Genomic DNA, 16,326 nt, shown 5'->3' on the forward strand with positions numbered 1-16,326 from the left:
CCTACGCCGTCCGGGTTTCCTGCTTGAGCCATTCCCGGAACTGCTTGACCACCTCGCGCTTGGAAGCCGGTTCGTTGCTTACGATGTGATAACTCGACGCCAGCCGCACCTCCAAGGGGAATGGGGCCACCAAACGGTGGGTAGACAGATAGAGGTGAGCCAGTTCCTTGGTGGTGGCAACGACGCCCTTGTTGGCCACGGCTGCTTCCATTGCCGGAATCGAATGCCAGAAATGCAACCCCCGGCTGGTGTCTACCCCTTCCACGCCGGCCTTCTCGAGCCACATCTCCCAGAATGACGGGCCCTCGTAGAGCACCCCGCGGTCATCGTGCAGCAACATGTGATGGCGCAGGTCCTCGGGTTTTCGCAACGGATGGGGACCTTCCAGCAGCGCCGGGCTGCACAGCGGCGTCACGGTCAGCGGAAGCAGCATGTCGACGCGCGTGCCGGGATAGTCTCCATTGCCGAAGACCACCAGCACGTCGACTTCATCGACCCATCCCATGACGCTGGCCACGTCGCCGCGCACGCCGCGGGGCAGTTGCGAAAACTGGCGCACCCGCGTCGATACGCGCACGTCGACCTCGGGATAGGCCGACACGAAGCGGTGCAGCCTGGGCATCAGCCAGTTGGAAATAAACGATGGCGGTGCCCCCACTTCCAGCACATCGGCGCCGCGATGCTCGCGCAGCCGGCCCACCGCCTGGCGCAGGCACTCGAATCCCTCCTGCAGCTTGGGGGCAAAGATCTCGGCACTGGCCGTCAATTCGATGCCTCGATGCACCCGGCGGAAAAGCCGTACGCCCAGCAACTCCTCGAGCATCTGTATCTGATGACTCACGGCCGCCGGCGTGACATTCAGTTCTTCGGCGGCCTTCTTCAGGCTGCGATGCCGGACGGCAGCCTCGAACGCACGCAGGGCCGTCAAAGGGGGCAGGGACGCGCTCATTTCAATTTAGTTTTACTAATCTGAATCGAAAACATATTCGTGTGACAGCGGCGTTGCCCCTCTCTATATTGGCCGAACGGTTCATTGGGAATTCCGCTAGACATAGCATCCAAGGAAAGCGCCGCGGCAGCTGGCCTTCGGGTTCAGTTTAGTTCACCTAACGATTTCTTCGTCCACAGGTTTGCCATGCCCCAGATTCAGATCCTCAATCCCGCCGGCTTGGGTACGCCGCTAGCCCAGTATTCGCAGGTCGCCCGCGTCAAGGCTTCCGAGCTCCTGTTCATCGCGGGTCAGGTGTCCACCAATGCCGCGGGCGATACGGTCGGAGCCGGCGATTTCGACGCGCAGTGCGTCCAAGTATTCCGCAACATCGGTATCGCCCTGGCGGAAGTCGGCGCGGGATGGCAGAACGTCGTGCAATTCACCACCTACCTGGTGCATTCGCAGGACATTCCGCGGCTGGGAGCCTTTCGCACTCGCGAGTTCCCGGCGATGTTCGGCGACCGCGCCTATCCGACCAACACACTGCTGATGATCGATCGCCTGCTGCGCGAAGACTTCCTGATCGAAGTCCAGGCGATCGCCGCGCTATAGCAGCAGGTTGGCATCATGGAAGAACGCCGCTTCACCTGCCGGGGAATGTCCTGCCGCTACGTCGAGGCCGGTTCGGGCGCACCCTTGCTCATGCTGCACGGGTCGGGCGCCGGAGCCTCCACCGAGGGGAACTGGCGGCGGGTGCTGCCTGCGCTGGCAGAGCGCCATCGGGTGTATGCCATGGATCTCATCGGTTTCGGATCGTCGGACCCGAAGCCGGCTGCCCCGCATTTCGACTATCCGCTGTGGTTGGAACAGTGTCGCGAAATGCTGCGCCGTATCCCTGGCGACGGCATCGGCATCGTCGGCCATTCGCTCTCTGCCACGCTGGCATTGCGCTTGGCCGCACTTGAGCCCCGGGTCAGGAAGGTCATGACGACCGCAGCGATGGGCGCGTCCTTCGAGCCCAATGCTGCAACCGAGCTTGCTTGGACCTTCCCGCGGAACCGGGACGAGCTCCTGCGGGTAGCGCGCTCTCTGGTCCACGACCCCCGGCTCATCGATGACGCCTATCTGGCCAACAGGGAGAGCATCCTGTTCAGTGGCGATTACGCACAACGTTTCTCCGACATGTTCTCCGGCGACAAGCGCCGATTCATCGACGAGACTGCGCTCGCGCCAGCCGAGCTCGAGCGTATCCAGTGCGAGGTACTCATGCTGCATGGCCGGAACGATGCCGGCTTCCCGGCCGAGGCGCTGACGGTGCAAATTGCCCAATGCATCCCGCAGGCCGACGTTTACCTGCTCAGCCGCTGCGGACACTCCGTGGCCTTCGAGCACCCCGAAAAATTCCTCGCGCTGGCTGGCGCTTTTTTCGGTTGAGGAGCGTCCCATGCCAGATACGCCGGCTTACGTCATCAAGGGGAAAATCATCGACGGAACACTGGGTCCGCCGATCGCGAACGGCGCCATCGCCACGAGAGGCGAACGGATCGAATGGGTCGGCGAGGCGTCCGCGCTGCCCGAGTCCTGCCGGAGCCCCGATTACGAAGTCATCGACCTTCCCGGCCGCAGCATCCTGCCCGGCCTGATCGACGGTCATATCCACATATCGTTCGGGGAAGCACGCTCGGAGGAAGAGCTGGCGTTGTACACGCCAGTGGAGTTCCGCACGCTCAAGGCGGTCTGGAATGCCCGGAAGGTCCTGCAAGCCGGCGTTACGAGCGCGTTTGACGCGGCGACGACCTACAACATCGCGCAATCCGTGCGCGATGCCATCGACAGCGGCATGTTCGAGGGGCCGCGGCTGGCCGTTTCGGGACGCCAGCTTACCTCTCATCAGGGGCTGGAGGACTCCTTCCCCAACGGCATGGAGTTTCCCCCTGGCCAGGCCGGGGTGCTGATTCGCTCCAAAGACGACCTGATCGAGCAGATCCGTTACCAGGTGAAAGACAACGTAGATGCCATCAAGGTCTCGGGTTCGAACGATTCCTTCATCACCCCCGACTCCCTCGACGGCTCCGCCTTCACCTATGAGGAGTACCGAATCGTCGCCGACGAGGCTCATCGCCTTGGCCGCATGTGCACGGTCCACGCGCGTTCGCGCGATGCAGTTGCCGACGCGGCCAGAGCTGGGTTCGACGTCATTTTTCATGCCTCGTTCATCGATGAAGAAGGCATAGACTGGTGCTTGCGCAACCAGTGCGTCATCGTTCCCACCCTGCCGCTGCTGGTCAACGCGATTGCCGCCACGGGAGGATCCGGAAATCCCGCGAACGCCGGCTTTCAGCGCGAGGTCGATGCCGCCATCGTCAATCTCGGACGCGCTCACCAGGCAGGCGTCCCACTGGCGCCAGGGTCGGAAAGCGGATGGTCACCGGTTCCATACGGCCAGTGGCATGCCCGGGAATTGCAGATCTTCGTCGACGATCTCGGGATGTCGCCGCTTCAAGCCATCCATGCCGGCACACTGGGCGCCACGCGGTTATTCAAGCGTTTCGGCGCCGATATCGGGCGACTCGAACCGGGCCGCTATGCCGATCTCATCGTGATCGACGGCGACCCTGGCGAGGACATCGCGTTATTGCAGAAGCCGTCGCGCTTCGACTGGATATTCAAGTCGGGCCGGCCGGTGGATCGCACTCCGCCCGCACCGCGCCGCCGGATGCACTACGAACGCCACAAGATGTTCCTCGATGGCTTCTATCAGTACGACGAGGATGAGGGCAGGGGCGTCTTGAGGCGCTGACGGATACACCGAGAGGAAGCTCGAATGACATATACGAACGAAGAATTCGCAAACATGGTGCAGGCCGATCGCGTGCATCGCGCCTACTACACCGACCCGGATGTTTTCGACGTCGAAATGCGCAAGGTGTTCGGCAAGGTATGGGTCTACGTCGGTCACGACAGCCTGGTGCCCAGGCCGGGCGACTACTACTGTACGACGCTGGCCGGCCAGCCGGTAGTGCTGAGCCGAGACGACAAGGGAGGGGTACACGTCCTGTACAACCGCTGCGGACACCGGGGCGCCAAGGTGCTTTCGACGACGCGCGGCAATGCCAGGGTCTTTTCCTGCATGTATCACGGCTGGGGGTTCCGCCCCAACGGCGAGCTCGCGGGAGTTCCCATGCGTGCCGATTTTCCCGAGGCATCGTTGAACGAGGCCCGCGCCGGAATGGAACGGCTTGCGCGGGTGGACAGCTATCGCGGCTTCGTTTTCGCTTCCATGGATCCGGACGTCATGCCGCTGCTCGATTTCCTCGGCGTGGCCAGGCAGGGCATCGACGAGCTTGTCGACCGCTCTCCGGAGGGGCGGATCGAGTTCTCGGCGGGGTGCCATCGCTACCATTTCCGCGGGAACTGGAAACTGCAGATGGATAACATGGCCGATACCTATCACCCCGCGGCGGCCCATGGCTCGACGGTCGGCCGCGATGGACGCCAATTCCAACGCCGTGCCGGCCAGGAAGGAGGGGCCGCGCTCTTCTTCGCCCCCAACGGCGAAGCCGTCGTGTCGCAGCTAGGCGTACGGGGTTTCAAGCATGGCCACAGCTCCGAACAATCACTGTTCGACAAGGAGCAGTCGGGCGGTGTTTGGGACGAGTATCGCGCGATGCTGGTGGCACGCCACGGCGAGGAACGTACAGCCGACATCCTGAAAAACCGCCGGCACAGCCTGACGCTCTTTCCCACCCTGGACATCCTGATCGCGCAGACTTCTGTCCGCGTGGTCAAGCCCATAGCCGTGGATTTCACGGAAGTGGAAGTCTGGCCGGTGCGGCTCGCCGGCGCGCCGGAAGTGATCTCCGAAGACCTGGTCAAGTACCTGAACATGACCCATTCCGCATCTTCATTCATCCAGACGGACGATCTTGAAGCCTTCGAACGCTGCCAGGAGGGCATGAAAGCGCATGGCAGCGACTGGATCCTGGTCGCCCGTGGCATGGGGAGCGAAATCGACGAAGGAGACGGCGTGCTGTTCGGTGCGCGTTCGAGCGAAGTCGGCCAACGTGCGAAGCACTATGCCTGGCGCGCCCTGATGAGCGCCTGACCCAAGGAAGACGATATGAAAACCGTTGCAAACCTGGCCCCCGTCGGCCAGGCCGGCCCGACGCTGGAAGAACTGCGTGACTTCATCGAGCACGAGGCCGAGCTGCTTGACGAACGCCGATTCGACGAATGGCTGGATCTCTACAGCGAGGACGCGGTGTACTGGGTACCTGCCGCTCATGGACAGCAGGATTGGACCAGTCACGTCTCGCTCTACTACGACGAGAAACATACCATGAGGACCCGCGTCACGCGCCTCAAGCATCCCATGATCCATTGCCAGGATCCCCCCTCGGCGACGGTTCGCGTGCTTTCCAATTTCAAGCTGGCGCCCGCCGGCGATACCGGCGGCGAATATCGGGTACACAGCAAGTTCATCATGCTGGAGGACCGCGTGGGCGCAGATCGCCGCGTATTCGGCGGCCGCTACCTTCACACGCTGCGCCAGGAAGATCGCCGCCTGCGGATCGTTCAGAAACGCGTCCAGCTTACCAATTGCGATCAGAGTTTTCCCCTGCTGACCCAGCCCTTCTAAGCTTGGCCGGCGGTTCGTCATCCCCATCCACGTCCATTCGAGGTCCTAGATGAACCCCCGTCGTCGCACAGCTTGCATCCTGGCAGGATTGGCCCTGCTGGGAAGCGCCATATCCATACACGCCCAGACCTACCCCACCAGACCGGTGCGCATGATCGTGCCCTACGCGCCGGGAGGCGCTCCCGACGTCCTTGCACGATCGCTCAGCCCATCGCTTTCCGATACCTTCAAGCAGCAATTCATCGTCGAAAACCGGCCAGGCGCCGGCGGCATAGGAGCAGCGGAGGCAGTGGCCCATTCCTCTGCCGATGGGCAGGTCCTGTTCTTCTCCGATATACAGCAACTGGCAATCAATCCTTATCTTTTTGCCAAGCTGCCCTATGAGGTCGCGAGAGACTTCACCCCGGTCGCGCTGGCGGCAACCATTCCCCTGTATGTCGCCGTGCAATCGTCGCTGAACGTCCATAACCTGGCCGAGCTGGCGGCATTGGCGAAGGCCAAACCGGGGGTGCTGACGTACGGCTCCTCTGGAATAGGCAGCATTCATCACATCACGATGGAGTCGCTCAAGAACGGCTTGGGCATAGACATCGTGCACGTTCCCTACAAGGGTTCGGGCCAGTCCATACCGGCCTTCATGGGTGGAGAGACCTCGTTGGTCATCGCCGCCTATCCGGCCCTGGAGCAGTATGTCAAGACGGGCAAGGCGCGCTTCATTGCCGTGACGACGCTGGATCGTCCCACCATGACTCCGGACGTACCGGCGGTCTCCGAGACCATTCCCGGCTTCGACTTCAGTTCCGAGATGGGGATCGTCGTGCCGGCGGGTACTCCCGCCACTATCGTCAATCAGCTATCCAGCGCTCTTGCCGCCGCGCTCAAGCACCCCGATGCCGTCCAGCGCCTGAAGGCAATGGGTGCGACCCCCATTGGCAGCACACCGGAGGGCTACGCCTCGAATATCCGCACGAACTTGGAAAAGTTCGGCAAGGCCGTGAAGCTGGCCGGTATCACACCCAATTGATGCACCATTATCGGAAACGGAATTGAAGCTATTGAGATACGGTCCCGCCGGACAAGAGCGCCCCGGCCTGATGGACGCGCAGGGCCTGATCCGCGACTTGTCCGGACTGCTGGACGACATCGGGCCGCGCACGCTGGATCCGGCGGCGCTAGGCGCTTTGGCCGCGCTCGACACTTTTCGCCTGCCGATAGTCGAAGGCTCGCCGAGGCTGGGCGCGCCGTGGCGGGGTATCGGCAAGTTCGTGGCGGTGGGCCTAAACTACCGACGGCACGCCGCAGAGGCCGGCATGCCCATTCCCTCGGAACCCACGCTATTCCCCAAGTGGACCAGCTGTATCGGCGGGCCGAACGACGATATCTTGATACCTCGGGGCTGCGACCGGCTCGACTGGGAGGTCGAACTCGGCATCGTCATCGGGCGGCGCGCACGCTCCATCAGCGAAGCCGATGCCCCCGGTCACATTGCCGGCTACTGTCTGGCGAACGATGTGTCCGAACGCGAATATCAGCTCGAGCGCAGTGGCGGCCAGTGGGGCAAAGGCAAAGGGTTCGACACCTTCGGCCCGATAGGCCCGTACCTGGTAACCACCGATGAGATCGATGATCCGCAGGCGCTGGAGCTCTGGCTGGATGTCAACGGCGTTCGCCAGCAGCAAGGCCATACCGCCGACATGATCTTCTCGTGCGCTCAGTTAGTCAGTTACTGCAGCCATGTGATGACGCTCGAACCGGGCGACCTCATCATCACAGGAACACCCGCTGGCGTGGGCATGGGCGCTCGCCCGCCGCGGTACCTGGCCGCCGGCGACACCGTCACGCTGGGCGGCACGGGCCTGGGAACCCAGACACAGCGCGTGGTCCGTCAACCTGGCAGGGAAGCGGGATAACCGCAAAGGGGGTTGCTGGTCGTTTCTTCTACAGGCACACGCCGTGCTACGAGAACGGTGGCGAGGACCGCGCGTAGGCCTCGCATCCATCCGCCACAGATCGTCGGGAGAAACACGTGAAAGCCTTACTCAACTATGCCGCGGCTGCCGTGCTGGGCGCGACAGCCATGTATCTTCTCGACCCCAGACTGGGACGCCGGCGCAGGGCATTGCTGCGCGACAAAGTGGTCGCGGGCCGCCACGACGTGGACCGCTATGCGCGCAAGACGGGCAAGCGCGCAGCGGACCACCTGCGGGGCATGGCGGCGGAGGCCCGGGCAGGAGCGGGCCTGGGCGCGCACCCGCCGGGAGACAGACAGCTGGAGGAACGGGTTCGGGCCGCGCTCGGCCGGGCAGTGAGCAATCCCGGGGCTGTCGATGTCGGCGCGGCCGACGGCCAGGTTTGCCTCAGCGGAAAGATCCTGGCTTCCGAGCACGAGCGCCTGATCGCGGAAGTGAGCAGCGTCGCCGGCGTGGAGAGCGTGGAGGACCGCCTGGAAGTCTACGAACGGCCGGGCTTCGTTCCCGAGCTGCAGGGCGCCACAAGGTCGTAGGCCACGTTCAACCGGGCCATGCGCGGGCAGGCACGCCGAGCAATCGGCCGGTGTCCTCGCGGCTCGCGCCTTGCAGCCACGCCAGCGCCACCGGCCACAGACTCTGCTGGTAATCGCTGTGGAAGAACGCGAAATGCCCGACTCGCTCCCGGCCGATCTGGCCTGGCGCGATGCGCAGGTGAGTGCGTTCGCTGCGTTCGAAATACCCGAGCGTACGCTCGATGGCCTCGACCGTTCCGAACGGGTCGTCGGTCAGGCTCACGGCGAGGATCCGGGCGCGCGCCTGTGCCGCGGGCAGCCCCGCGCCGAAGGCCCCGCGAGCGCTGGGCCGGTCTTCGTAGCGCGGCGTGGGCGTGCTCCAGTCCAGCGCCACGCCGGTCGGCGTATCTTCCAGCCAGCCGAGCCGGCGGCCCGGGAAGTATCCGCATAACCGCGCCAGGAGCGGCATGGCCACATGCCATTTGATGGCCATGCGCCAGCGCACGTTGGCGGCATAGTCGCGCCAGTAGGCGAACTGCGCGCCCACGGTGACCATCCGGCCGATGAGCGGGCACGACCGGGCCAGCGCCGGCGCCCACCCGCCGAAGCTGTGGCCCACCAGGTGGAGCTCGCGTCCCGGCCACATCCGCGCCGCATAGTCGAGCACCGCCTCGCAATCGAGCGCGCCCCAGTCGGTCCAGCTGGCCTGGAAGCCGCGCAGGCGGGTAGGCCGCGATTCGCCTATGCCCCGGTAGTCGTAGGCGACGACGTCCATGCCGTTGTCGTGCAGGTATTGCGCGAAGCGAAAGTAATAGCGGCACTTGACCGAAGTCGCCGCGTTGATGACGACCACCGGACGGGGCGCAAGGGCGGGAGAGTCGACGCCGCGCCAGACGAAGGCGGCAAGCGGATAGCCGTCGGCGGCCGGGATGGTGACCGGAAGCGCGGCGCCGGGCAGGTCGAAGCCCGTCGGCGGCGGCTTGGGCAGTGCGCTCATGGGCGGCTCCTTTCGAATCGCTGCTCGACCACTTCCTTGCCCCATTGGTTGCCCGTCCATTCTTCGGCCAGGACAAAGCCGCGGGCTTCGTAAAGGCGGCGCGCGGCATCGAGCCCCTGGAAGGTCCAGAGCCGGACGGTACCGAAGCCTTGCTTGTCGCAAAAGGCGACCGCCTCGTCCAGCAACTTCCCGCCTATGCCCGCGCCGCGCAATCCGTCGTCCACGATGAACCAGCGCAAGTGCGCGATGCCGGGGCCGAGATCCTCGCCATCGATGGCGACGGCGCCGACGATCTGGCCATTGTGCGTTGCCGTCCAGAGGCTGCTGCGCGGCGAGGCGGGGCGGGCGCAGAACTCGGCCAGCCCGCTCGCGACCTTGCTTTCGAAGTACGCGCCGAAACCCGCGGCTCGAGCATAGAAACGGGCGTGCATGTCGACGACGCGGCCGATGACCCCCGGCCGGTAGCCTTGCTCGATGTGGACCGCGGGCGTCTCGGGGCGGCCGGCCTGCCGCCCGGCCAAGGCCTGCGCATAGGTCAGCAAGCCATTCTCCACCGCATGGCGCTGCGCCGCGGACAGCGGGGCCAGCGCACGCGAGACCTGCGTGCTGCCATAGGCGTCGATGGCGGCCAGCGTGCGCCGGCCGCGCGCCGTAAGCGAGAGCAGCTTGACGCGGCCGTCTTCGGGGCACGGATCTTCGCGCAACTCGCCGGCTTCGACCAGCTTGCGCACCATGCGGCTGACGCTGGATTTCTCCAGCTTGAGCAGCTCGGCCAATTGAGCGCCCGCCAGCGCGCCGCGCCTGCCGATTTCGACGATGGCGTGCACCGCCGAGGGCGGATACTCCGTAGCGGCCAGGGTGGGCTTCATGAATCCCAGTTCGCGCACGATCCTGCGCGAGGCTTCGCGGACCTGGTCGATGAGCGGCGGTTCGAGTTCCGTTGCCATGGCGCCTCCTTTCAAGGTTGTACGATACAACTAATTGGCCGGATCGCCAATGCCGCCCGGGTCCCCGGGGTGGCTGTCCTCAGTTCCGCGCGGCCTTGCGCCCCACCCGCAGCGTGGACGCCTTGTCGTACACCACCTGCCGCAGCCATCGATAGGCCGGCTCGGCATGCAGCCGCTCGTGCCAGTACTGCCGCACCTGGAAATTCGCCAGCTCCAGCGGCGGCTTGAAGATCTTCACGTCCAGCAGCGTGCTGAAAAGCGTTCCCAGGTCTTCAGGTACGGTCACGATGAGGTCGGACTGCGCGATCAGGAAAGGCAAGGCCGAGAAACGCGGAACGTTGAGAATGACGTCGCGCGTGAGCCCGCGCTGGGCCAGCGCCTGCTCCATGGCGTAGTACTGGGAGCCGCTGTTCATGTACATGGCGTGGCGGCAGCGCAGGAATTGCTCGAGCGACAGCGACTGCCGGATCTCGGGATGGTTGCCGGCCACCATGCATACGTAGCGCGTGGTCCGCAGGTTCTGCTGGCGCGCCCAGTTCGGCATGCCCAGGAAGTAGCCGATGGCCAGGTCGATGTCACCGTTGTCCAGGGCATCGACCACTTCATCCGGCCGCAGGTCGACGATGGTCAGGCGTGCGTGGGGCGCATGCTCGCGCATGTAGGCGAGCACCCCCGGCGTCGCCACGATGAGTCCGACGTCGTTGATGTAGACGCGGAAGTTGATCGTGGTGGTGGCCGGCGAGAATTCGGCGGAGGTGTCGACGCTGCGCAGCGTTTCCAGCACCTGAGCGATCTTGGGCGCGATACCGTCGGAAAACGGCGTAGGGCGCATCCCGCGCGAGGTGCGAACGAACAAGGGATTGTCGAAGTGGGCGCGCAGCCGCTTCAGGGCTGCGCTGACGGCTGGCTGCGTGAGGTTGAGTTCGTCGGCGGCCGCCGAAAGGCTCTGGTGCCGGTAGATGGCGTCGAAACACAGCAGCAGGTTCAGGTCGAAGCGCAGCAGGTCCATGATCCGGTGATATCAACGCCATTGATATTGAAGATAAACCATTTTGCTAGGAATTGATATCGCCAAGGCATAGACTGGTTCCAGCCATCACAAGAACATAGGCGCCCATCGGGAGGGCGCAAAGGGAGACACGCTTGGACGCGAATACCCAGGGCGCGCGGCAGGCAGACGAGATCCGCATTCTCGGCATCTGCGGCAGCCTGCGCCGCCGTTCCTACAACCGCATGGCGCTCCTGGCGGCCCGCGAGCTCATGCCTGCGGGCATGTCCATGGAACTGGCGGATCTCGACGCGATTCCCATGTACAGCGGCGATCTCGAGGCCGAGGGATTTCCCGAACCGGTCCGGCAACTGGCGGCCCGGATCCGCGATGCGGACGGCCTGCTGATCGCCAGCCCCGAATACAACTTCTCGGTCAGCGGTGTGCTCAAGAACGGCATCGACTGGCTGTCGCGCCTCGATCCCCAACCCTTCAGGCACAAGCCGGCGGCATTGCTGTCGGCCACGCAGGGGCCAGTGGGCGGCGCCCGCAATCAGTACGACCTGCGCAAGATCCTGGGATGCCTGGAAGCGCAGGTACTGCTGCGGCCCGAGGTTTTCATCGGCCTGTGCCATACCAAATTCGATGCCGGCGGCCGGTTGGCGGACGCCCCTACCCGTAAGGTGCTGGGCGACCAGATGACCGCCTTCGCCGCATGGACGCGCTGCCTGCGCGGGCTGGCGCGCCCCTAGCAAAAAACGACGATAAGGAGGAGACATCATGAAAACCGCATTGCGTCGCGCATGCTGTAGGGCAGTCCTCGCGCTGGCGGCCGCCACGCTGGCCGCCGCGCCCGCCTGGGCGCAGCCGATCAGGATCGGCGTCATCACCGACAAGGTCGGCCCGGCCAAGCCGTACGCCGAACCGGTCACGGCAGGCGCGGTATTCGCCGCCAAGGAGCTCAACGCGCAGGGAGGCATCCTGGGCCGGCCGGTGGAGCTGCTGATCGAGGATGACCAGGCGCGCCCCGACATTTCAGCCACCGCGGCGCGCAAGCTGGTGGACGCAGGCGTCACCTTCATTCTTTCGATGTCGCTCACGCCCTCGACCCAGCAGGTGCAGACCGTCACGCTCGAGACCAGGACGCCGCAGCTCACGCCGTCCAACAGCGGCGATACGCTGACCACCCAGATCGACAATCCGTACTTCTGGCAGACCGGGCCCCTGGGCTCCACCCAGATCGCCACCCTGCTGGCCTATGCCGCCAACAAGAATTTCAAGCGGGTGGCCCTGGTGGGCGAGAATTCCGACCTCGGCCAGTTGACCAACCGCTCGTTCAAGGCCGGGCTGGAGAAAGCCGGCGTACAGATCGTGGCGGAGGAAATGGTGCCGCGCGGCTCGACCACGGCGGACCCGCAGATGCAGAAGGTGCGCGCGGCCAAGCCCGAGGCGATCTTCCTGACCGGCGTGACCACGCCCGAGAACGTGCTGATCCTGCGCTCGTACCGGCAACTGGGCCTGAAGATGCCGGTGCTGGGCAATTTCAACCTGTCGGTGCCGCAGACGGCGGTCGTGGCCAAGGGCCTGCTCGATGGCGTGGTGTTCGTCGACGCCTTCGATCCCGCCAAGCCGCAGGCGCGCCGCTTCATCGAGGCCTACAAGAAGGAAAACGGCGTCGAGCCCTACAACCTCAATGGCTACGGCTACGACGGGGTAATGCTGGTGGCCGATGCCATCAAGCGGGCCGGCGGCACCGACAAGGAAAAGGTGCGTGCCGCCATGCAGGCCACGCGCGGCTATGTGGGCGTACTGGGCGCGGCCGGTTCGTCCTACGGCTTTGCCGAGGGCAAGCGCACCGGCTTCGACCCCAACGGCATGGTGGTGCGCGTCTACGAGGGCGACAAGCAGGGCAAGGTCGTCTTCTCGGGCGCGCAGTGACGCGGACGGCAGCCTCATGAGCGATTTCCTCGAACTGATCGTCAGCGCTGCCGCCAGCGGTTGCGTCTACGGACTGGTGGCGCTGGCCTACCTGCTCATCACGCGCCCCACCGGCATCATCAACTTCGGCGTGGGCGAGTGGGCCACGGTGGCCGCCTTCGGCGCCTATGTCGCGCTGTCCCGCGTCGAGCTGCCCTATGCGCTGTCCATCGCGCTGGTGGCGGCGCTGATGCTCGCCGTGGGCTGGCTGACCGAGCGGTTGACCGTGCGGCCGCTGGTGGTCAGGGGAGCGCCTCCCCTGGCGCCGGTGCTGGCATTGCTGGGCATGCTGGTGGTGGTGCGAGAACTCGTGTCGCTGGGATTCGGCCCCGATCCGCAACCGGTGCCGCCGGCCTTCGGCTTCGGGCGTCTGGAACTCGGGCCGCTGGCCGGCTCGTACCAGAGCTTCTTCATCATCGCCGTGGCCGCCGTGGTGTTCGCCAGCGCCTGGTACTTCTTCGAACGCACGCTGGCCGGCAAGTCCTTCGAGGCCGTGGCCCTGGATCGCCGCGCCGCCGCACTGATGGGCATCAACCTGTCGCGGGTGACCGCCCTGTCGTTCGCGGCGGGCGCGGTGGTGGCAGGGCTGGCGGGGCTGCTGGTCGCGCCCAACGTTTCGGCCCACTACCTGATGGGCATGCCGCTGGCCATACAGGGTTTCACCGCGCTGGTCATCGGCGGCGCGAGCCGGGTCGAAGGCGCCTTGCTGGGCGGCCTCATCCTCGCCGTTGCCGAACAGTTCACCGTGCGCTATGCGCCGGTGCCGCCCGGGCTGGCGATGGGCGTGCCGCTGGTGCTGCTCATCGTCTTCCTGCTGGTGCGGCCCGCCGGGCTGCTGCGCCCCCGGGAGGCGCGCGCATGAAAACCGTCCTGTCCTATCTGGCGGCGGCCGTGGCGCTGTCGGCGATCGCCTTCCTTCTGGGTGCCTACCAGACCGACGTCTACCGCAAGCTGCTGCTCTGGATCGCCCTGGCCATCAGCTACAACTTCCTGTTCGGCATCTCCGGGCAGATCGCCTTCTCGCACTTCAGCTTTTACGGCATCGGCGCCTACACCATCGTCATCCTCATCACGCAGGCCGGGTTGCCCCTGCCCCTGGCCGTGCTGGCAACGGTGGCGGTGTGCGTGGCGCTGGCGCTGGTGGTGGCCATACCGGCCACGCGGCTGGAAGGCTTCTACCTGGCGCTGGCGACGCTGGCCTTCGCGCAGTTGTTCATCGTGGTGCTGAACGAAGGCGGCTCGATCACCGGCGGCACCGGCGGACTGGCCAGCTACCGGCTGCCGGACATCCTCGGCGTGCGGGTGGCCGGCCCCTGGTACACGGTCGTCATCGTCGTGCTGATGCTGGCCACGCTCGCCATCGTCGGACGGCTGGACCGCTCGTGGTTCGGCCGTGCCTGCCGTGCGGTGCGCGACAACCCCGAGGCCGCGGCCGCCATGGGCGTCAACGTGCGGCGCACCAAGATCATCGCCTATACGATCACCAGCGCGCTCGCGGGCGTGGCCGGCATGGTCTACGCCTTTGTCGACAACACCGTCAATCCTCACATCTTCGGCCTGGAAAACGCCTTCCTGCTGTTGTTCATGGTCATCGTGGGCGGCAGCGGACGCATGGCGGGCGCCATCCTGGGCGCGGTGCTGCTGTACGTCATGCCCTTCGTGCTGTCGCCGCTCATCGGCCATCACCATGCCCTGGTGTTCGGCATCTTCATGGTGCTGGCGGTGCTGTTCCAGCCGCGCGGGCTGATCGGGCTGTGGGACCGCTGGCAACGCCGGCGGCGCCCGCCGCCCGCTCCCCGCCCGCAGATCGCCAAGGGCGAGGCAGTGAAGCGGGAGGGTCTCGCATGACGGCCGCCGCTCCCTTGCTGCAGGTGCGAGGCCTGTGCAAACGCTTCGGCGGACTGCACGCGGTCTCGGACCTCGACCTGGACGTACGGGCCGGCGAAGTGCTGGGCGTGATCGGCCCCAACGGCGCTGGCAAGACCACCACATTCAACATGATCGCCGGCGCCTTCGAGCCCACCAGCGGCGACATCGTGTTCGACGGCGAATCGCTGGCGGGCGTCCCCACCCACGGGTTCGCGCCGCGCGGCATCGTGCGCACGTTCCAGCACAACAAGTCGTTCGACAGCCTGTCGGTGTGCGAGAACGTGATGGTGGGCATGCATACCCGCATGCCGGCCTCGCTGTGGCAGGTGCTGGCCGGCACGCCGGCCTCCCATCGCGCCGAGCGCGAGGCGCGGCGGCGGGCCGAGGAGCTGGTCGACTTCGTGGGCCTGGCCGAGTTCGCGCAGGCCGAGGTCTCCACGCTGTCGTTCGGCCAGGGACGGCTGCTGGAAATCGCCCGCGGCCTGGCCGCCCGGCCGCGCCTGATGCTGTTCGACGAGCCGGCGGCCGGGCTCGCTCCCGGCGAATGCGCGCGCCTGGAGGAAATCATTCGCGGCATCGCCCGGCAAGGCATCGCGGTACTGCTGATCGAGCACGACGTGCGCTTCCTGATGGCGCTGGCCGACCGGGTGGCGGTGCTCAATTTCGGCCGCAAGATCGCCGACGGCACGCCCGAGGCCGTGCAGGCGGATCCCGCCGTGATCGAGGCCTACCTCGGCAATGTGGAGAACCTCGCCCATGCTTGAACTTCGCAACGTCAGCGGCGGCTATGGCCATGCCCCCGTGGTGCGCAACGTCAGCCTGCGGATGGACAAGGGCGAGACCGTCGCGCTGCTGGGTCCCAACGGCGCCGGCAAGACCACCTTGCTCGCCGCGCTCTCGGGCATCCTGCCGCAGCGTTCGGGCCTGGTGCGGCTGGACGGCACCGACCTCGCCGGATTGCCCAGCCACCGCATCGTCGAGCGCGGCCTGGTCCAGGTGCCCGAAGGGCGCCACGTCTTCGCGCCGCTGTCGGTGGAAGACAACCTGCGGCTGGGCTCGGTCGCTCTGGCGCGGCGCGGCAAGGCCCGGGCCGACGAACAATTCGACTTCGTCTATGGCCTTTTCCCGCGCCTGGCCGAACGGCGGCGCCAGCTCGCCGGCACGCTGTCGGGCGGGGAACAGCAGATGGTCGCCATCGGCCGCGCGCTGATGTCGGCGCCGGGCATGCTGCTCCTGGACGAACCTTTTCTTGGCCTGGCGCCGCGCGTGGTGGACGAGATCCGCGCGGCGCTGGACCGGCTGCGCGCCCAGGGCCTGACCATGCTTCTGGTCGAGCAGAAGCTCGACATCGCGCTGCCGTTCACCCAGCGCGCCTATGTGCTGCTGAAGGGTCGCATCGCCATGACAGCCGACAGCGCCGTGCTCGCCCGCCGCGACGACCTGGCGCAGCTCTATTTCGACCTGGCGCGGCAGGAGCAGCCGGCCTGAGACATTTT

Annotated in this window: 18 protein-coding genes; 14 read left to right on the forward strand and 4 right to left on the reverse strand. The window is 65.7% G+C overall.

Annotated features, from left to right (window positions below; translation table 11 throughout):
- Position 1 precedes the first annotated feature (1 nt).
- Complete coding sequence (locus tag CDO44_RS01285; RefSeq protein ID WP_087778316.1) at positions 2–949, reverse strand: LysR family transcriptional regulator; 948 nt, start codon at positions 947–949, stop codon at positions 2–4.
- Positions 950–1,135: 186 nt separating this feature from the next.
- Here CDO44_RS01285 and CDO44_RS01290 point away from each other — a divergent pair, with 186 nt between their 5' ends.
- The 8 genes from CDO44_RS01290 (at position 1,136) to CDO44_RS01325 (ending at position 8,073) form a co-directional block, all read left to right on the forward strand.
- Positions 1,136–1,543 (forward strand): RidA family protein, encoded by a 408-nt coding sequence (locus tag CDO44_RS01290; protein WP_087778317.1) that lies wholly within the window; start codon positions 1,136–1,138, stop codon positions 1,541–1,543.
- 15 nt (positions 1,544–1,558) lie between these two features.
- Complete coding sequence (locus CDO44_RS01295) at positions 1,559–2,365, forward strand: alpha/beta fold hydrolase (protein WP_198951264.1); 807 nt, start codon at positions 1,559–1,561, stop codon at positions 2,363–2,365.
- Positions 2,366–2,375: 10 nt separating this feature from the next.
- Positions 2,376–3,731, forward strand: coding sequence for an amidohydrolase family protein (locus CDO44_RS01300; protein ID WP_087778318.1), 1,356 nt, complete (start codon positions 2,376–2,378; stop codon positions 3,729–3,731).
- Positions 3,732–3,755: 24 nt separating this feature from the next.
- Positions 3,756–5,036, forward strand: a complete 1,281-nt coding sequence (locus tag CDO44_RS01305; protein ID WP_087778319.1) for an aromatic ring-hydroxylating dioxygenase subunit alpha — start codon at positions 3,756–3,758, stop codon at positions 5,034–5,036.
- Positions 5,037–5,051: 15 nt separating this feature from the next.
- Complete coding sequence (locus tag CDO44_RS01310) at positions 5,052–5,570, forward strand: aromatic-ring-hydroxylating dioxygenase subunit beta (protein WP_087778320.1); 519 nt, start codon at positions 5,052–5,054, stop codon at positions 5,568–5,570.
- Positions 5,571–5,619: 49 nt separating this feature from the next.
- Entirely contained in the window at positions 5,620–6,594 is a 975-nt protein-coding gene (locus tag CDO44_RS01315) for a tripartite tricarboxylate transporter substrate binding protein (protein ID WP_087778321.1), read from the forward strand.
- A gap of 22 nt (positions 6,595–6,616) precedes the next feature.
- A complete protein-coding gene (locus CDO44_RS01320) occupies positions 6,617–7,480 on the forward strand; it encodes a fumarylacetoacetate hydrolase family protein (RefSeq protein WP_087778322.1) in 864 nt (287 codons plus the stop codon).
- Between the two features lie 116 nt (positions 7,481–7,596).
- Complete coding sequence (locus CDO44_RS01325; RefSeq protein WP_233145987.1) at positions 7,597–8,073, forward strand: BON domain-containing protein; 477 nt, start codon at positions 7,597–7,599, stop codon at positions 8,071–8,073.
- Between the two features lie 7 nt (positions 8,074–8,080).
- Here CDO44_RS01325 and CDO44_RS01330 read toward each other — a convergent pair whose 3' ends face one another.
- The 3 genes from CDO44_RS01330 to CDO44_RS01340 all read right to left on the reverse strand — a co-directional run bounded on the left by CDO44_RS01330 (position 8,081) and on the right by CDO44_RS01340 (position 11,005).
- Positions 8,081–9,049: an alpha/beta fold hydrolase gene (locus tag CDO44_RS01330; RefSeq protein ID WP_087778323.1), complete on the reverse strand. Its 969-nt coding sequence runs from the start codon at positions 9,047–9,049 to the stop codon at positions 8,081–8,083.
- Positions 9,046–9,996, reverse strand: a complete 951-nt coding sequence (locus tag CDO44_RS01335; RefSeq protein ID WP_087778324.1) for a bifunctional helix-turn-helix transcriptional regulator/GNAT family N-acetyltransferase — start codon at positions 9,994–9,996, stop codon at positions 9,046–9,048. Before CDO44_RS01335 ends, CDO44_RS01330 begins: the two co-directional genes overlap by 4 nt.
- Before the next feature lie 79 nt (positions 9,997–10,075).
- The gene (locus tag CDO44_RS01340; protein ID WP_087778325.1) at positions 10,076–11,005 is read right to left on the reverse strand and encodes a LysR family transcriptional regulator; all 930 of its coding nucleotides are present in this window, start codon (positions 11,003–11,005) and stop codon (positions 10,076–10,078) included.
- Positions 11,006–11,139: 134 nt separating this feature from the next.
- On the opposite strand from CDO44_RS01340, the gene CDO44_RS01345 reads away from it, so the two are divergent.
- Genes CDO44_RS01345 through CDO44_RS01370 form a run of 6 tightly spaced genes read left to right on the forward strand, consistent with a single transcriptional unit; the run spans position 11,140 to position 16,318 of the window.
- Positions 11,140–11,736, forward strand: coding sequence for an NADPH-dependent FMN reductase (locus CDO44_RS01345; protein WP_087778326.1), 597 nt, complete (start codon positions 11,140–11,142; stop codon positions 11,734–11,736).
- Positions 11,737–11,764: 28 nt separating this feature from the next.
- Complete coding sequence (locus tag CDO44_RS01350) at positions 11,765–12,922, forward strand: ABC transporter substrate-binding protein (RefSeq protein ID WP_087778327.1); 1,158 nt, start codon at positions 11,765–11,767, stop codon at positions 12,920–12,922.
- A gap of 16 nt (positions 12,923–12,938) precedes the next feature.
- On the forward strand, positions 12,939–13,823 hold the full coding sequence (locus CDO44_RS01355) for a branched-chain amino acid ABC transporter permease (RefSeq protein ID WP_158213184.1): 885 nt from the start codon (positions 12,939–12,941) through the stop codon (positions 13,821–13,823).
- Complete coding sequence (locus tag CDO44_RS01360; RefSeq protein ID WP_087778329.1) at positions 13,820–14,809, forward strand: branched-chain amino acid ABC transporter permease; 990 nt, start codon at positions 13,820–13,822, stop codon at positions 14,807–14,809. The genes CDO44_RS01355 and CDO44_RS01360 overlap by 4 nt, the downstream gene beginning before the upstream one ends.
- Entirely contained in the window at positions 14,806–15,594 is a 789-nt protein-coding gene (locus CDO44_RS01365) for an ABC transporter ATP-binding protein (protein ID WP_087778330.1), read from the forward strand. The genes CDO44_RS01360 and CDO44_RS01365 overlap by 4 nt, the downstream gene beginning before the upstream one ends.
- A complete protein-coding gene (locus CDO44_RS01370; RefSeq protein ID WP_087778331.1) occupies positions 15,587–16,318 on the forward strand; it encodes an ABC transporter ATP-binding protein in 732 nt (243 codons plus the stop codon). The genes CDO44_RS01365 and CDO44_RS01370 overlap by 8 nt, the downstream gene beginning before the upstream one ends.
- Positions 16,319–16,326: the final 8 nt, after the last annotated feature.

Origin of the sequence: Pigmentiphaga sp. NML080357 (assembly GCF_002188465.1) — a bacterium.
Classification (GTDB): Bacteria; Pseudomonadota; Gammaproteobacteria; order Burkholderiales; family Burkholderiaceae_B; genus Pigmentiphaga.

What these genes read in the sequence shown, in the direction of transcription:
- CDO44_RS01350 (WP_087778327.1), top strand. Translation starts at nt 11,765, where the DNA reads ATGAAAACCGCATTGCGTCGCGCATGCTGTAGGGCAGTCCTCGCGCTG.
- CDO44_RS01295 (WP_198951264.1), top strand. Translation starts at nt 1,559, where the DNA reads ATGGAAGAACGCCGCTTCACCTGCCGGGGAATGTCCTGCCGCTACGTC.
- CDO44_RS01300 (WP_087778318.1), top strand. Translation starts at nt 2,376, where the DNA reads ATGCCAGATACGCCGGCTTACGTCATCAAGGGGAAAATCATCGACGGA.
- CDO44_RS01360 (WP_087778329.1), top strand. Translation starts at nt 13,820, where the DNA reads ATGAAAACCGTCCTGTCCTATCTGGCGGCGGCCGTGGCGCTGTCGGCG.
- CDO44_RS01290 (WP_087778317.1), top strand. Translation starts at nt 1,136, where the DNA reads ATGCCCCAGATTCAGATCCTCAATCCCGCCGGCTTGGGTACGCCGCTA.
- CDO44_RS01315 (WP_087778321.1), top strand. Translation starts at nt 5,620, where the DNA reads ATGAACCCCCGTCGTCGCACAGCTTGCATCCTGGCAGGATTGGCCCTG.
- CDO44_RS01330 (WP_087778323.1), bottom strand. Translation starts at nt 9,049, where the DNA reads ATGAGCGCACTGCCCAAGCCGCCGCCGACGGGCTTCGACCTGCCCGGC.
- CDO44_RS01285 (WP_087778316.1), bottom strand. Translation starts at nt 949, where the DNA reads ATGAGCGCGTCCCTGCCCCCTTTGACGGCCCTGCGTGCGTTCGAGGCT.
- CDO44_RS01305 (WP_087778319.1), top strand. Translation starts at nt 3,756, where the DNA reads ATGACATATACGAACGAAGAATTCGCAAACATGGTGCAGGCCGATCGC.
- CDO44_RS01355 (WP_158213184.1), top strand. Translation starts at nt 12,939, where the DNA reads ATGAGCGATTTCCTCGAACTGATCGTCAGCGCTGCCGCCAGCGGTTGC.
- CDO44_RS01335 (WP_087778324.1), bottom strand. Translation starts at nt 9,996, where the DNA reads ATGGCAACGGAACTCGAACCGCCGCTCATCGACCAGGTCCGCGAAGCC.
- CDO44_RS01370 (WP_087778331.1), top strand. Translation starts at nt 15,587, where the DNA reads ATGCTTGAACTTCGCAACGTCAGCGGCGGCTATGGCCATGCCCCCGTG.
- CDO44_RS01365 (WP_087778330.1), top strand. Translation starts at nt 14,806, where the DNA reads ATGACGGCCGCCGCTCCCTTGCTGCAGGTGCGAGGCCTGTGCAAACGC.
- CDO44_RS01340 (WP_087778325.1), bottom strand. Translation starts at nt 11,005, where the DNA reads ATGGACCTGCTGCGCTTCGACCTGAACCTGCTGCTGTGTTTCGACGCC.
- CDO44_RS01310 (WP_087778320.1), top strand. Translation starts at nt 5,052, where the DNA reads ATGAAAACCGTTGCAAACCTGGCCCCCGTCGGCCAGGCCGGCCCGACG.